This window comes from Lamprobacter sp., assembly GCF_034860625.1.
GTDB lineage: Bacteria > Pseudomonadota > Gammaproteobacteria > Chromatiales > Chromatiaceae > Lamprobacter.
The window spans coordinates 28,912-42,866 of sequence record NZ_JAYESN010000017.1 but is presented as its reverse complement, the minus strand read 5'-3'; the positions used below and the strand labels follow the sequence as shown (position 1 = coordinate 42,866).

The 13,955-nt window shown below is 61.6% G+C and carries 15 protein-coding genes; 9 read left to right on the top strand and 6 right to left on the bottom strand.

Annotated features, from left to right (window positions below):
* Positions 1-33: 33 nt before the first annotated feature.
* From VBE63_RS06625 to VBE63_RS06610, 4 genes are all read right to left on the bottom strand, one after another.
* A complete protein-coding gene (locus VBE63_RS06625) occupies positions 34-1,440 on the bottom strand; it encodes an NAD(P)(+) transhydrogenase (Re/Si-specific) subunit beta (RefSeq protein WP_323682218.1) in 1,407 nt (468 codons plus the stop codon).
* Positions 1,441-1,446: 6 nt separating this feature from the next.
* Positions 1,447-1,737: a proton-translocating transhydrogenase family protein gene (locus VBE63_RS06620; RefSeq protein ID WP_201224218.1), complete on the bottom strand. Its 291-nt coding sequence runs from the start codon at positions 1,735-1,737 to the stop codon at positions 1,447-1,449.
* A gap of 156 nt (positions 1,738-1,893) precedes the next feature.
* The gene (locus VBE63_RS06615) at positions 1,894-2,985 is read right to left on the bottom strand and encodes a Re/Si-specific NAD(P)(+) transhydrogenase subunit alpha (RefSeq protein WP_323682217.1); all 1,092 of its coding nucleotides are present in this window, start codon (positions 2,983-2,985) and stop codon (positions 1,894-1,896) included.
* Positions 2,986-3,084: 99 nt separating this feature from the next.
* Positions 3,085-3,900 (bottom strand): pyruvate, water dikinase regulatory protein, encoded by an 816-nt coding sequence (locus tag VBE63_RS06610; RefSeq protein WP_323682216.1) that lies wholly within the window; start codon positions 3,898-3,900, stop codon positions 3,085-3,087.
* Between the two features lie 84 nt (positions 3,901-3,984).
* Here VBE63_RS06610 and VBE63_RS06605 point away from each other — a divergent pair, with 84 nt between their 5' ends.
* A complete protein-coding gene (locus VBE63_RS06605) occupies positions 3,985-4,449 on the top strand; it encodes a hypothetical protein (protein ID WP_323682215.1) in 465 nt (154 codons plus the stop codon).
* Positions 4,450-4,473: 24 nt separating this feature from the next.
* Here the strand turns inward: VBE63_RS06605 and VBE63_RS06600 are convergent, their stop codons facing one another.
* Positions 4,474-4,725, bottom strand: coding sequence for a HypC/HybG/HupF family hydrogenase formation chaperone (locus VBE63_RS06600; protein WP_323682214.1), 252 nt, complete (start codon positions 4,723-4,725; stop codon positions 4,474-4,476).
* Between the two features lie 203 nt (positions 4,726-4,928).
* On the opposite strand from VBE63_RS06600, the gene VBE63_RS06595 reads away from it, so the two are divergent.
* The 8 genes from VBE63_RS06595 to VBE63_RS06560 all read left to right on the top strand — a co-directional run bounded on the left by VBE63_RS06595 (position 4,929) and on the right by VBE63_RS06560 (position 13,224).
* Positions 4,929-5,456 carry a hydrogenase maturation protease gene (locus VBE63_RS06595; RefSeq protein WP_323682213.1) on the top strand — a complete coding sequence of 176 codons (528 nt, stop codon included), beginning with the start codon at positions 4,929-4,931 and terminating at the stop codon, positions 5,454-5,456.
* A 157-nt stretch (positions 5,457-5,613) separates the two neighbouring features.
* Entirely contained in the window at positions 5,614-6,063 is a 450-nt protein-coding gene (locus tag VBE63_RS06590; protein ID WP_323682212.1) for a hydrogenase expression/formation C-terminal domain-containing protein, read from the top strand.
* A gap of 31 nt (positions 6,064-6,094) precedes the next feature.
* Entirely contained in the window at positions 6,095-7,192 is a 1,098-nt protein-coding gene (locus VBE63_RS06585; RefSeq protein WP_323682211.1) for a hydrogenase small subunit, read from the top strand.
* Positions 7,189-7,851 (top strand): hypothetical protein, encoded by a 663-nt coding sequence (locus VBE63_RS06580; RefSeq protein ID WP_323682210.1) that lies wholly within the window; start codon positions 7,189-7,191, stop codon positions 7,849-7,851. The genes VBE63_RS06585 and VBE63_RS06580 overlap by 4 nt, the downstream gene beginning before the upstream one ends.
* Positions 7,848-9,194: a (Fe-S)-binding protein gene (locus VBE63_RS06575; protein ID WP_323682209.1), complete on the top strand. Its 1,347-nt coding sequence runs from the start codon at positions 7,848-7,850 to the stop codon at positions 9,192-9,194. Before VBE63_RS06580 ends, VBE63_RS06575 begins: the two co-directional genes overlap by 4 nt.
* A complete protein-coding gene (locus VBE63_RS06570) occupies positions 9,191-10,975 on the top strand; it encodes a nickel-dependent hydrogenase large subunit (RefSeq protein WP_323682208.1) in 1,785 nt (594 codons plus the stop codon). The genes VBE63_RS06575 and VBE63_RS06570 overlap by 4 nt, the downstream gene beginning before the upstream one ends.
* 371 nt (positions 10,976-11,346) lie before the next feature.
* Positions 11,347-12,147, top strand: coding sequence for a MotA/TolQ/ExbB proton channel family protein (locus VBE63_RS06565; protein ID WP_323682207.1), 801 nt, complete (start codon positions 11,347-11,349; stop codon positions 12,145-12,147).
* Positions 12,148-12,159: 12 nt separating this feature from the next.
* Positions 12,160-13,224, top strand: coding sequence for a flagellar motor protein MotB (locus VBE63_RS06560; protein ID WP_323682206.1), 1,065 nt, complete (start codon positions 12,160-12,162; stop codon positions 13,222-13,224).
* Here VBE63_RS06560 and VBE63_RS06555 read toward each other — a convergent pair.
* A complete protein-coding gene (locus tag VBE63_RS06555) occupies positions 13,206-13,949 on the bottom strand; it encodes a tRNA threonylcarbamoyladenosine dehydratase (RefSeq protein ID WP_323682205.1) in 744 nt (247 codons plus the stop codon). The two genes, VBE63_RS06560 and VBE63_RS06555, sit on opposite strands and share 19 nt — an antisense overlap.
* Positions 13,950-13,955: the final 6 nt, after the last annotated feature.

Sequence of the window (13,955 nt, the reverse complement as noted above, 5' to 3'; positions counted from 1 at the left end):
GATTCTCGAGAGTGCGCTGGAGCCGGGATCAGCTCAGTGCCCGCCGCCCTTCAGCGACGAGACCATGCCTTCAATCGTATCCTTGGCATCGCCAAAGATGAGCGAGGTGTTGTCCTGATAGAACAGCAGGTTATCAACCCCTGAGTAGCCGGGGCGCATGGAGCGCTTGAGGAAGTAGACCTGCCGCGCCTTGCCGGCATCGAGGATCGGCATGCCGTAGATCGGGCTGGTCTTGTCCTCCTTCGCCGCTGGATTGACGACATCATTGGCACCGACCACCAGCACCACATCGGTGCTCGGGAAGTCCGGGTTGATCTCGTCCATCTCCAGCACCTGATCGTAGGGGATGTCGGCCTCGGCCAGCAGCACGTTCATGTGGCCCGGCATGCGACCGGCGACCGGGTGGATGGCGAACTTCACCTCCACATCCCGTGCCTGCAACAGTTCCATCATCTCCTTCAGCGCATGCTGGGCCTGAGCCACGGCCATGCCGTAACCGGGCACCACGATGACGCGGTTGGCATCCTCCATCCAGTACACCGCATCCTCGACCGAGGCCGATTTAACGCCCTTCTCGGCCGCTACCGCGCCAGCGCCGCCACTCCCGCTGCTATCGGTACCGAAGCCGCCGAAGATCACGTTGATGATGCTGCGGTTCATCGCCCGGCACATGATGAACGAGAGGATGGCGCCGGAGAAACCAACCAGCGCACCGACGATGATCAGCAGATTGTTGTGCAGCGTGAAGCCGGTCGCCGCCGCCGCCCAGCCCGAGTAGCTGTTCAGCATCGAGATGACCACCGGCATATCGGCGCCGCCGATCGGGATGATCAGGGTACCACCGAGGGTAAAGGCCAAAAGTGTCATCAACACCAGCGAGACCCAGCTGCCGGTGCTGGCGAAATGGACCGCCAGCGCAATGGTGGTGATGGCGATCAGCGCGTTCAGCGCATGCTGCCCCAAGAACTTGATCGGCGCCCCGGACATGATCCCTTGCAACTTGGCAAAGGCAATCACCGAGCCGGTAAAGGTGATGGCGCCGATGACGATGCCGGCCGAGAGCTCGCCCATGAGCAGGGCATCCAGCGTGCCGGCCTGAGCGCGATTGATGAAGGTGCCGATGGCGACCAGGACCGCGGCCATACCGACGAAGCTGTGCAGCGCGGCGACCAATTGCGGCATCTCCGTCATCTGGATGCGAATCGCAACGACGATGCCAATCACCGCACCGATGGCGCCGGCAAAACCGATCAACCAATACCCCTGCACCTCGGTGCCGGCCAGGGTGGCACCGATCGCGATCGCCATGCCGAGCATGCCGAACAGGTTGCCGCGACGCGCAGTAGACGGATGGGTCAGCCCCTTGAGGGCAAAGATGAACAGGATCGCCGAGACCAGATAGGCCAGCGCCTGAGTGGTTGGAGAGAGTGGCAGTTCCATCGCTGATTAGCCCCGTTTCTTTTTCTTGAACATCGACAACATGCGATGCGTGACCAAAAAACCACCGAAGACGTTGATGCTGGCAAGCAGCACCGCGAGAAAGCCGAAGAAGGAGGCGGCGATGCCGGCCTCTTCCAGCCCGGTGACCAGCAAGGCGCCGACCAGCACGATGCCGGAGATGGCATTGGTCAGGGCCACCAAGGGCGTATGCAGCGATGGCGTAACGCCCCAGACCACGTAATAGCCGATGAAGCAGGCAAGCACGAAGACATAGAGCGCGAGGATGGATTCAGGCATCCGGGTGGACTCCGTTAAGTAGTAAGTAGCAGGTGCTAAGTGATAGGTGCTGAGTGCTGAATGGCGGCAGCACAGTCCAGCGCGTCGAGACGCTCCTCTCGTTCGGGCTTAACTGCTCAGCATCGGCCTCAGCATCGGCGTTGGTCGAAAGTCCGCTCAGCGGCCGATCAGCATGGCCGCGGTGATCTCATCCTGGGTCAGATCCCTGAGCACCGGACCCTTGTCCGAAGGCTCGACCATGATCTCGATGAGGTTCGAGAGATTCTTGGCATAGAAGGCGCTCGCATCCGCAGGGACCATCGACGGATAGTTGGTATGGCCAACAATGATGACCCCCTGATGATCGATCACTTGATCAGGCTCCGAGAGCTTGCAGTTACCGCCATTCGCGGCGGCAAGGTCGACGATCACCGAGCCGGTCCGCATCCGCTCAACCACCTCGGTGGTGATCAGCTCTGGTGCCGGCCGGCAGGGAATCAGCGCGGTGGTGATGATGACATGGGCCTTGGCCAACTCATCGCCCAGCAACTGCTGCTGGCGGGCCTTGGCCTCGTCTGAGAGCTCCTTCGCATAGCCGCCCTCGCCGGCGCCGCTCTCGCCAAGATCGAGCTCGATCGGCTTGGCACCGAGCGAGGCGATCTGCTCCTTGGTCTCCGGGCGCACATCGTAGGCAAGCACATCGGCGCCGAGCCGACGCGCGGTGGCAATCGCCTGCAGCCCGGCGACACCAGCACCGAGTACCACCAAACGCGCCGGCTTGGCCGATCCGGCCGAGGTCATCATCATCGGGAAGAAGCGCCCATAGTGCGAGGCCGCCTCGATCACCGCCCGGTAGCCAGCAATATTGCTCTGCGACGAGAGTGCGTCCATCGACTGCGCACGCGAGATGCGCGGCATCCGCTCCATCGCCAGTACCTGCACGCCGTTCTCGACCATCCGTGACAAGAGCGGATCATCGCCGCAGCCCTCCACCAGGCTGATGTAGACGCTGCCGGAGCGCAGCGCGCGGGCCTCGTCTTCGGTCGGTCGCCGCACCTTGAGCAGGATGTCAGCCGAGAAGCAGACATCGCGCTTGACCAGTTTCACACCCGCCTCGGCATAGGCCGCATCGGTGTAGTGCGCAGCAACGCCGGCACCGGTCTCGAGCAACACCTCGAAGCCTTTTGCGACAAGCTTCTTGGCGACATCGGGCGTGGTCGCGACTCGCCGTTCGCCGGCGAGCGTCTCTCTTGGAATACCGAGCTTCATACAGTCGCTTCCGGGTAATGTCGATTCAGAGGGTCAGAGCGGGGCTTCGATGAACGCGCGGCATTATCGACGCTCAGCAGTCTGATCTCAATGGCCCCGTCAGTAATGACCGGAATTGCGCAAGCCACGCAGCACCTGCGCCGAGATCTCTTCGATCGATTGACTGGTGGTATCGAGCACCGGCACCCCAAGACGCCCCAGCATCTCATGCGCCAAGCGGATGTCGTTGCGACAGCGCGCCAACGAGGCATAGTCGCTGCCCGGCCGACGCTCCTCGCGGATTAGATGCAGCCGTCGCGCCTCGATCGTGAGGCCGAACACCTTCTCTTTCACGGCACAGACCTCAGGCGGTAGGGCCTCGCGCTCGAAATCGTCCTCGGTCAATGGATGATTGGCCGCACGCAGCCCGTAGTGAATCGCCAAATAAAGGCAGGTCGGCGTCTTGCCAGAGCGCGAGACCCCAACCAGGACCACATCCGCATGGCGGAAGTTGTCCGGCCGCATGCCGTCGTCGTTGCTCATGGCAAAGTTGATCGCCTCGATCCGCTTGGTATACATGCTCGGCTTGGTGATCGCATGGCTGCGTCCAGACTCGCGACTGGGCGAGACCCCGAGCTCCTCGCTCAGCGGCTCGACGAACTGCTCAAATAGCTCCAAGTGAAAGCAGTCACCTTCCCTGAGGATCGCGGCGATGCCGGCATCGAGCATGGTCGAGAACACCAAGGGACGGGCGCCATCGCGCTCAGCCGCCTCGTGCAAGCGCTGCGTTAAGGCACGCGCGCGCGCCTCCGTGTTGATGTAGGGCATATAGACCCGCTCGAAATCGACATTGTCGAATTGCGAGAGGAGACTCTGACCCAGGGTCTCGGCGGTGATACCGGTGCTCTCGGAGACGAAGAAGACGGTTCGCTTCATAGGCTTGTGATTCACGTCAATGCGGTGCAGGTGGTCATGGCAAGATAGTAGGCGACGATAAGAACATTAGGAGACTGACCCCTCATGGCGACCATCAGCAACGACAAAGCGCTCCGTGATCTGCTCGAGCGCCTCTCGGCCGAGCAACAACGCCTGATCGGCTTGCGCTTTGCGCAAAGTCTGGTCCATCTCAGCCGCGATGAGCGCGTCAAGCGGGCCATCGAGACCGGCCTACGCACCGACGTCTCGGCCTCGGAACTCGAAGACGCCTATCGCGGCGCCAAGGCCTGGTCGACCAAAACCTATACCGACTGCGGCAAAGACACCGATTGGCTTGCTCAAGGCGATCATTTCGTGGCCGCCGCCGTAGCCGCTGCGCTGACACCTGATAGCATGCTACCGGACAACAAGACCAACCGTGCCTGGAAGGCTGCCATGCATGCACGGATGGCCAACAACTGCGAACTGGTTGAAGGGGATGGCAATGCCCACCTCGACGAGGTCAAGCGTCAATACGAGATTGCCAGCGAGTTCGCCAGCGCGGATTGATCACGCCAGCCGCGCAGACTGCCGTCAACGCATCTCGCCTCCGACGGCAGTGTCCTCGGCAGCCAACATCTCGTCATACACCGACCAAGCGTCGGCAGCGCGCTCAGCCGAGATCTTCTCGATCGCATGACCCAGGTGAATGACGACGAAATCGCCGACCGCCAGATCCTCTGGGTCGAGCATCAACAGGCTCACCTCCCGCTCGAACCCCTTGGCCTCACAGCGCGCGCCGAAGCCGTTGATCTCAAGAATCTGCATTGGGATACCCATGCACATGGGCGCACCTCGATCATGATGTCGCAATCTCTTGAGGCTAAGCCGCCGGCTAGGGCTATCGCAAGCGACTTTCATCAATGCCCGAGTGGATGAGGCGATTTCACGCAGCCGATGACGATCGGGGCGCTAACCTGCAGGGCGCGTCGCCACCCCGGACGATGAGGCGCTTGTTTCACGATAACCCAGCGACTGGAGACGCCACGATGCCCGGCACCGGTACTTTGATCCTCGGACTTGGCAATATCCTGCTCACCGATGAAGCAGTCGGCGCGGCTGTCTTAAAGGCCCTAGAGCCGATCGCCGCGACCGATCCCGACCTCCACCTCTATGACGGCGGCACCCTCAGCTTTACCCTGGCTGGCCCCATCGGCGATGCGGCTCGGTTGATCGTCGTTGATGCCGCTACGATGGGCGACCCCCCGGGCACCCTGCGCCTGTTCGAAGGCGAGGCCATGGACCGACAGCTGAGCAGGCACGCCAAGAGCGTGCACGAGGTGAGCCTTGCCGACCTCTTCGATATCGCCCGGCTCACCGACACCCTGCCCAGCCAACGCGCCCTGATTGGCATCGAGCCCCAATGGGTCGATTGGGGTGATCAACTGACCCCGGCAGTGGCCGCTGCCGTCCCCAAGGTGGTTGATCAGATCCAGGCCCTTTTGCAGCGATGGCGCAAGCCCTCACCCAAGGCATCAAAGGCCGACGAGCACCAAGACGCCAGACCTCGTTGCTGACAAGCCCAGCCGCGTCGCTCATAAAACGGCCCACCAGGGCCATGAGATTCAGCAGGATTGAATAGGTCATGAGCAGAGTTTCAGCAAAGTGTGCTGCAGGTCAAACACGACAACATAAGCTCTGCCTAACATAAGCACTAACCGATGGAGGGGCCTGATGGCGGAGCTCGCCGGCATTCCAATTCACATCGAGCAGCCCGAAACTGAGCCGCAGCAATACGGCAACGCGCTACCGATCCTCAATGAAATACGCCACGCGCTGGAGCGGTTCGCGCAGAGCGCTGAGCCTACTCGCATCGACCTCGCCGCCATGCCCTTTGGTCCCGGCGACGAAGCGCGGTTGATGGCGCTGCTGGGGCGTGGCGAGGTGGAGGCAACCATCGACGCGCTAGGCCCGACCCGCGTTTGGGAGACTCGCTTCCCCGGGGTCTGGATCCTCGACTATGCCAACGTCGATGGCGAGCGCATCGCGCTGCAGATCGAAGTCGACGAAATCCCGCAAATGCTCCGCACGCAGCGCGCCGACATGACCGATTCATTGGCCGCCCTAGACGCCGCCCTGGCGTCAGTCAACGCGGCCGATCCGGCGGCTGAGTCCCGCCACTGACCGCTGAATTCCAGCAATGGCAGGAGAAACGATGGCCACATCGAAGACCTTGGGCGAGAGCCTGCGCCAGCACGGGGTGTCACGCCGTGGATTCCTGAAATTCTGTGCCGCAACGGCGTCGATGATGGCCCTACCGCCGAGTATGGCCCCAGCGATCGCCAAGGCACTTGAGCAAGCGCGCCGGCCCTCGGTGATCTGGCTCTCGTTCCAAGAATGCACCGGCTGCACCGAGTCGCTGACCCGCAGCTTCTCGCCCACGGTCGAGAATCTGATCTTCGATGTGATCTCGCTGGATTATCATCACACTCTGCAGGCCGCTGCCGGCGATGCTGCCGAACAGGCGCGCGAGCAGGCCATCCATGCCAACGCCGGCGAATATCTGGTGGTGGTGGACGGTTCCTTGCCTGGCCCCAAGGCCAACCCCGGTTACTCGACCATCGCCGGCATCAGCAACTACGACATGCTGATGGAGACCATCGAGGGTGCTGCCGCTGTCGTCGCCGTTGGCACCTGCGCCACCTTTGGCGGGTTGCCGAAGGCTGACCCGAATCCAACCGGCGCCGTCTCGGTACAAGACCTGGTCAAGAACAAGCCCGTGATCAATGTCTCCGGCTGCCCGCCGGTCCCCATGGTTATCACCGGCGTGCTCGCGCAGTTCCTCACCTTTGGCACCCTGCCCGAGCTCGACGAATACGGACGCCCGCGCGCCTTCTTCGGTCAGTCTATCCACGACCGCTGCTACCGCCGCCCGTTTTACGACAAGGGCAAGTTTGCCGAAGCCTTCGATGACGAAGGGGCCAAGGCCGGCTGGTGTCTGTATCGGCTCGGCTGCAAGGGTCCGATGACCTACAACGCCTGTGCAACCATGAAATGGAACGGCGGCGCGAGCTGGCCGGTCGAGGCTGGCTATCCCTGCCTGGGCTGCTCTGAGCCTGACTTCTGGGATGCTGGCGGCTTCTACAAAGCCCTGTCCGTACCAACCGGCTCACCCGGTGACGTCCTGCTCACCGCCGGTGCTGTCGGCGCCGCAGTCGGCGTCGGTGCCGGCTTGATGAGCCGCCATCAGACTCAGCAGGCCGTCAAGCACCATGACAAGGTCACTGCCGATCAACTAGAGGAGACCCTGTGATGACCTCGATGGAGTTCCTGCTTTTCGTCAAGGGTCCACTGTTCAGCGTCGCCATGGCCATCTTCGCGCTTGGCATCCTGATCCGTCTGTTCGAGATCTTCGCGCTAGGCCGCGCCCACAACTACGCGGCAGCCCGCGGTAACGAGATCCTTCCCGGCCTCAAGACCATTTACCGCCGCTTCAACCCAGACCCTGGCACCTTTCAACGCTCAACCTTCGATGTCGTGGCCGGCATCCTCTGGCATGTCGGCTTCGTCATCGCGCTGCTGCTCTTCATCCCGCATATTGAGCTGATCAAGAGCACCTTGGGGGTGAGTTGGCCCGGACTGCCGAATCCTGTGGTCGATGCAGTCACGGCAATCACCCTGCTCGGACTGGTCGCCGTGCTCATCCATCGTTTGACTCAGCCGGTGAAGCGCTTCCTCAGTACGCCTGAAGACTATCTGATCTGGGCGGTGACCTTCCTGCCAGTGCTGACCGGGTACCTGGCCTATCACCGGCTGATCAACCCCTATCCACTGGCGTTGGGCATGCATATCCTGAGTGCCGAGATCTTTCTCATCCTGCTGCCCTTCACCAAGCTCACGCACATCTTCACCGCCTTCATTGCCCGGTACTACAACGGCGCCATCTTCGGCCGTAAGGGGATTCAGTCATGACCCAGGGTGCCCACTCCTTTTCGCTCGAGCGCGGGCTGAATGCCTGGCGCGAGGAGATCGACGCGCCAGTCGCGGCCTTCTTCTCAAGCTGCGTGCACTGCGGCCTTTGCGCCCAAGCCTGCCCCTTCTTCGTCGAGACCGGCGATCCGAAGTACACGCCGATCCATAAGCTCGAGCCGCTGCGGCTGCTCTGGGAGCAAGAGTTCACGCTCTGGGGCAAGCTCAAGAAGACCGTCAAGGATCGCATCGACGCCAAGCTCGGGCGCCAGTCGAAGCCGCTGATCACCGACGCGATGCTCGAGGAATGGGAGCCGCTGCTCTATGACTCCTGCAGCATGTGCGGGCGCTGCTCGATGGTCTGCCCCGTCGGCAACGATATCCATTACATGATTCGCAAGGCGCGCGAGGGCATGGTCGCCTCCGGTCATGCGCCCGAAGGCCTGGTCGCCGCCTCAGTGCGCGCGGTGAATACCGGCAGCCCGATGGGCCTGCAGTGGAAGACGCTGGATGTGCAGATCAAGCACGTCGAGACCGCAACCGGCCTCGAGGTGCCGATTGACCAGCAAGGCGCCGATTATCTGGTGCTGCTGTCGTCGATGGAGATCATCAACTTCCCTGAGTACCTGGAAGCCATCACCAAGATCTTCGACCATGCCGACGTTAGCTGGACCCTGAGCAAGACCTGTTTCGAGGCCACCAACGCCGGCATCCAGATCGGCTCCAAGGACATCGCCGCGACCCTGGTGCAGCGCGTCGTCGACGCCGCCGAACAACTCCAGGTCAAGAACGTCATCAGCCCCGAGTGCGGCCATGCCTACACGGCGATCCGCTGGGAGGGGCCGAACGCGATCAAGCGCGCCTATCCGTTCAAGGTCTACCACATCATCGAGGTGCTGGATCAACTGCGTATCGACGGCCGCATCAAGACCGAGGGCAAGGAGATGGATCGGTTGTCGATGCACGACCCTTGCAACCTCGCGCGCAAGAGTGGCGTGGTGCAGCAACAACGCAGCCTGATGGATCTAGTCGCGGATAATTTCGTCGACCTCAAGGAGCACGGCGAATACCAGTGGTGCTGCGGCGCCGGCGGCGGCGTCAGCTCGAACGAGCGCGCCGAGCCGCTGAAGCTGGCCGCGTTCAAGCGCAAGAAGGCGCAGATCGAGGAGGTCGAGCCGGAGCGCATGGTGACCATGTGCGCCACCTGCCGCACCCAGCTCGAAGAGGGCCTGGAGGAGTTCAACATGGACATCCCCGTGGTCGGGCTGACCGAGATGATCGCCGATCACTTGGTTGAACACGATGTCCAAAAAGAGGTCGAGAAAGAGAAGGCTGAACAATCATGAGCGAGCGCGTCGTCGTCGACCCCATTACCCGTATCGAGGGTCATCTGCGCATCGAGGCGGAGATGAACGGGCAGGAGATTGCCAAAGCCTACTCGTCCGGCACCATGGTGCGCGGGCTCGAGATCATCCTGCGCGGGCGCGACCCACGTGATGCCTGGGCCTATGCGCAGCGCATCTGTGGCGTCTGCACCCTCGTCCATGGAATTGCCTCAGTGCGCGCAGTTGAGGATGCACTGGATTATCCGATCCCGCCCAACGCCCAGCTGATCCGCAATCTGATGATCGGCGCCCAGTACATCCACGACCATGTGATGCACTTCTATCATTTGCATGCACTGGACTGGGTGGACGTGGTCTCGGCGCTCAGCGCCGATCCGTCCGCAACCTCGCAGCTCGCGCAGCAGATCAGCGCCAAGACCGCGGCTGATCTCGGCACCAGTAGTTGGAGCAAGTCCTCGCCGGGCTACTTCAGCGATATCCAGAAGCGGCTCAAGACCTTCGTCGACGGCGGTCAGCTCGGCATCTTTGCCAATGGCTACTGGGGCCATCCGGCCTACAGACTGCCACCGGAAGCCAATCTCATGGCGGTCGCGCACTATCTGGAGGCCCTGGCCTGGCAGCGTGAGGTCGCTAAGCTGCATGCCATCTTCGGCGGCAAGAACCCACATCCGAACTTCATTGTCGGCGGTGTGGGCTCGCCCATCGATCTGAATTCGGATTCAGCCATCAATTCGAAAAAGCTATCCCAGGTCAAGGATCTGATCAAGGGCATGCAGGGCTTCGTCGAGCAGGTCTACATTCCGGATACGCTGGCCATCGCCGGTTTCTACAAGGACTGGGCGCAAAAGGGTGAAGGGCTCGGCAACTTCCTCTGCTACGGCGACCTGCCCTACAGCGGTTCGAGCACCGACAGCAGCGACCTGTCCGATCTTCTGTTCCCGCGCGGCGCCATCCTCAACCGCGATCTCAGCACCATCCACCCGGTGGATCTGCACGCCGAGGACGAGATCCAGGAGTTCATCGCCCATGCCTGGTATGACTACAAGGATGGCAAGCAGGCCGGCCTGCATCCCTACCAAGGTGAGACCAAGCTCAGCTACGACAAGCGCGGCGGCCCCAAGCCGCCGTACCAGCAACTCAATATCGACGATGGCTATTCTTGGCTCAAATCGCCGCGCTGGAATAATCACTCAGTTGAGGTCGGACCGCTCGCGCGCATGCTGTTGCTCTATGCCGACAGCAGCGCTCCAGCGCACGCCCAAGCCAAGGAGCTGGTTGACTATTCACTGACCACCCTGGATCTGCCCGTCGAGGGGCTGTTCTCGACCCTCGGGCGCACCGCAGCGCGGACGCTGGAGTCGAAGATCGTCGCCGATGCGATGCAGACCTGGTACGACGCCCTTGTTGCGAACATCCGCAATGGCGATACCCAGACCTTCAATCCGGCGCTATGGGAGCCTTCAAGCTGGCCGAAGCAGGCCCAGGGCGCCGGCTACATGGAAGCCCCCCGAGGCGCGCTCGGTCATTGGATCCTGATCGAGAACGAGAAGATCGCGAACTATCAGGCCGTGGTCCCCTCAACCTGGAACGCTGGTCCGCGCGACCCTGCTGGCGTGCCGGGCGCCTACGAGGCTGCGCTAGCCGACAACACCCAGCTCCATGACCCAAAGCAGCCGATCGAGATCCTACGCACCATTCACTCGTTCGACCCCTGCATCGCCTGCGCGGTGCACCTCTCGGACCCGAACAGCGGCGAGCAGATCGAGATCAAGGTGAGCTAGGAACGCCAGCTGTCGGCACCCAGCAGGGTAGTGCCCCAATCCATGGGATGACGGTGTGAAATACACTTAAATTATCAGTGAGTTACGAAAACTCATCCTGCACATCGGGGCACTACCGCCAACTGCTGCTAGCAGCCAAGGCTTGCTCGGCTTGGGAAAAAGACAGCTTGGGAGCAGCAGATGCTGACCCTGAGCTTAATCGATGTCAGGCGGATGCAAAAAGCGTATGATCCGTTCTCGTTAAAATCGTCGGCAAGCTATGTCCGATCAAACGCTGGTTCCGCAGCATCGGCCTGACATGTCAGTCGATCAACCGATCGGCCGCCTCTGACGATCACTGTCGCTTACACTATCTTCTTTGAGGCCAGGCAATGGATTTGGCGACTATTATCGGCATGCTCGGCGCGATCATCCTGGTCGCCGTAGCCGTCGGGCTCGGCGCATCACCGATGATCTTTCTCAACCCTATCGGCCTCATCATCGTGGTGGCCGGCAGCTTGATGATCGTGCTCTCGCAGATGAGCTTCGCCGAAGTTCGTTTGGCGATGAAAGCGGTGACACGGGCGTTCAAGTCGACCCTCCCAGACATCATGAGCACCATCGATGAGATGCTCGAGGTGTCGAAGATCGCCCGCAAAAGCGGGCTCCTAGCACTGGAAGATCACGAGGCCAGCTCTACTTTTCTCGCACGCGGTCTGCAGATGCTCGCCGATGGGTATTCGGCGGAGATGCTCAAGGAGGTGCTCGATAAGGAGCGCCTGATGACCCTAGACCGCAATCGGGCCGGCGCCCGCGCCTTCAGCCTCCTCGCCGATGTCTCCCCGGCGATGGGTATGGTCGGCACCCTGATCGGCCTCGTCGATATGCTCGCCAATATGGACGATCCCTCCAAGATCGGACCCGCCATGGCGGTCGCCCTGCTGACCACCTTATACGGGGTGTTGATCGCCCAAATCATCGCCAATCCAATCGCCGAAAAGCTCGAGCTGCGAACCCTGCAGCAGGAACGCTTGCAGTCGCTCTGGACCGATGCCTTGCTCGCGATTCAACAAGGGCGCAACCCAAGGGTCGTCGAGCAGGTCTTGCTCACCTATCTCCCCCAAGACCAGCGCGAGAAACGCCAGGAGCAGCTCGACGCGCAGGAAGCCGGCCAAGAACCTGGAACCGCTTGAGACGCCGAATTCATGTCCAATCAAGGCCGCAAGGGCAGCAAGGTACCCGCCTGGATGGTAACCTTTGCCGACCTGATGACGCTATTGCTGACGTTCTTCGTCTTGCTGCTCTCCTTCGCCGAGATCGATGCTCAGCGCTTTAAGCGGCTCGCTGGTGAACTTCAGAAGGCCTTTGGCGTGCAGCGCGAGATCACGGCGGATGTCATCCCCATGGGCACCAGCCCGGTCTTGCAGCAGTTCTCGCCCGGGACGCCGCAGCCGATCCCCGTCGACCAGATCTACCAACGCCTGACGCCCGAACGCCCAACGCTCGCCGCCGGTGATATCGATTCCCGTGTCGAGGCGCGACTCGACGCCATCGAGCAACAGCTCGCGCAAACCATTAGCGAGGCGGCCCCTGAGGGAAATGTGGCGGTTGAACGGGATGGGCTTGATATCATCCTCCGCATTGATGAGCAAGGCAGCTTTCCTTCCGGCTCGGCACAGATCAGCCCATCGTTCAGACAGCTTCTTGAGATTCTCGCGACTGAGCTCACGGAGATCCCTGGATACATCGCCGTCGACGGTCACACCGACAATGTGCCAATCAGAAGCGCACGCTTCCAAAGCAACTGGGATCTCTCGGCCATGCGTGCCGCAACCGTGACCAATGCATTGCTCGAAAACCCCACCCTCGCCCCAGGGCGTTTCATCGTCCTCGGCCATGCTGACACGCGACCAATCGCACCGAACGATACTGTCGAGCAACGCGCGAAAAATCGCCGCGTCGAGCTCATCATCCGCGCTGGTGAGATGATTGAACGTGAATTGGGCTTAAGAGCCTCGCTCGAAGACCCTTTAGATCAGGCAATGCGAGACGCCATCGAGACCGAAGAGAAGCCGACCGCCCCCGAGGTGTTATTCAATCAGGGACTGGATGCGATCGAGCCCATTGACCTCAAGACCTTTTTCTTTTTCTCACCGGAGCCTGAGCCGCAGCGCCCAGCAGGAGACATCAAGCCTGATGAAGCGCCGATCGAGCATGAGGAACCTGATCAGGAGCCAGTAAACATCCAAGATCAGCTCGGCCTTGGCTGAACGAGCCGTTGAATGACCAGGCCGGCAAGACTGAGGCCAAACAAGCCAGGGAGATAGCTGATGGTGCCGTTCACAGCACGCGGCCGCCCGCGACCACAAGGCTCGGGCGGCAGTGGTGGACGCGGTGGCTCATCCGACCAAACGACAGTAATGCCGCGCTCGTAACCCCGTCTGCGCAATTGCTGACGCACTTTTCGCGCCAATGGGCAGCCACCACTGTCCATCAGATCCCCGACATGCAGGCAGGCTGGGTCAAGCCGGCCGCCGGCGCCCATGCTACTGACGATCGGCACCCCCTGATCCAAGGCCGCACCCAGCAAGGCCAGCTTGCTGCTCAGACTGTCGATCGCATCAATAATCTGATCGAAGCGTCCCTCTGCGAGGCGCAGCGGGAGTTCATCGGCTGTCAGAAAGGCTTGGATCGGCGTCACCTGACAGATTGGATTGATGTCCAGAATACGCTGGCGCATCACCTCAACCTTCGGCTCACCTAGGGTACTCTGTAGGGCACAGAGCTGGCGATTGAGGTTGGATGCGGCAACGGTATCGCCATCGGCCAGGACCAGCTCGCCGACCCCGGCGCGCGCCAGCGCCTCGGCCGCGAATGCGCCGACACCGCCAAGACCGGCAACGAAGACGCGCGCAGCACTTAGCCGCTCGACCCCTTGATCACCGATCAGGATGCGGGTCCGCGACGAGAAGGGATCGTTGGGCAGGATTTGCATGCGCGC

Excerpts from the sequence above, each read along its gene's own strand:
- VBE63_RS06585 (WP_323682211.1), top strand. The coding sequence starts at position 6,095 with ATGGCCACATCGAAGACCTTGGGCGAGAGCCTGCGCCAGCACGGGGTG.
- VBE63_RS06600 (WP_323682214.1), bottom strand. The coding sequence starts at position 4,725 with ATGTGCATGGGTATCCCAATGCAGATTCTTGAGATCAACGGCTTCGGC.
- VBE63_RS06565 (WP_323682207.1), top strand. The coding sequence starts at position 11,347 with ATGGATTTGGCGACTATTATCGGCATGCTCGGCGCGATCATCCTGGTC.
- VBE63_RS06570 (WP_323682208.1), top strand. The coding sequence starts at position 9,191 with ATGAGCGAGCGCGTCGTCGTCGACCCCATTACCCGTATCGAGGGTCAT.
- VBE63_RS06610 (WP_323682216.1), bottom strand. The coding sequence starts at position 3,900 with ATGAAGCGAACCGTCTTCTTCGTCTCCGAGAGCACCGGTATCACCGCC.
- VBE63_RS06595 (WP_323682213.1), top strand. The coding sequence starts at position 4,929 with ATGCCCGGCACCGGTACTTTGATCCTCGGACTTGGCAATATCCTGCTC.
- VBE63_RS06555 (WP_323682205.1), bottom strand. The coding sequence starts at position 13,949 with ATGCAAATCCTGCCCAACGATCCCTTCTCGTCGCGGACCCGCATCCTG.
- VBE63_RS06560 (WP_323682206.1), top strand. The coding sequence starts at position 12,160 with ATGTCCAATCAAGGCCGCAAGGGCAGCAAGGTACCCGCCTGGATGGTA.
- VBE63_RS06620 (WP_201224218.1), bottom strand. The coding sequence starts at position 1,737 with ATGCCTGAATCCATCCTCGCGCTCTATGTCTTCGTGCTTGCCTGCTTC.
- VBE63_RS06590 (WP_323682212.1), top strand. The coding sequence starts at position 5,614 with ATGGCGGAGCTCGCCGGCATTCCAATTCACATCGAGCAGCCCGAAACT.
- VBE63_RS06625 (WP_323682218.1), bottom strand. The coding sequence starts at position 1,440 with ATGGAACTGCCACTCTCTCCAACCACTCAGGCGCTGGCCTATCTGGTC.
- VBE63_RS06605 (WP_323682215.1), top strand. The coding sequence starts at position 3,985 with ATGGCGACCATCAGCAACGACAAAGCGCTCCGTGATCTGCTCGAGCGC.
- VBE63_RS06575 (WP_323682209.1), top strand. The coding sequence starts at position 7,848 with ATGACCCAGGGTGCCCACTCCTTTTCGCTCGAGCGCGGGCTGAATGCC.
- VBE63_RS06615 (WP_323682217.1), bottom strand. The coding sequence starts at position 2,985 with ATGAAGCTCGGTATTCCAAGAGAGACGCTCGCCGGCGAACGGCGAGTC.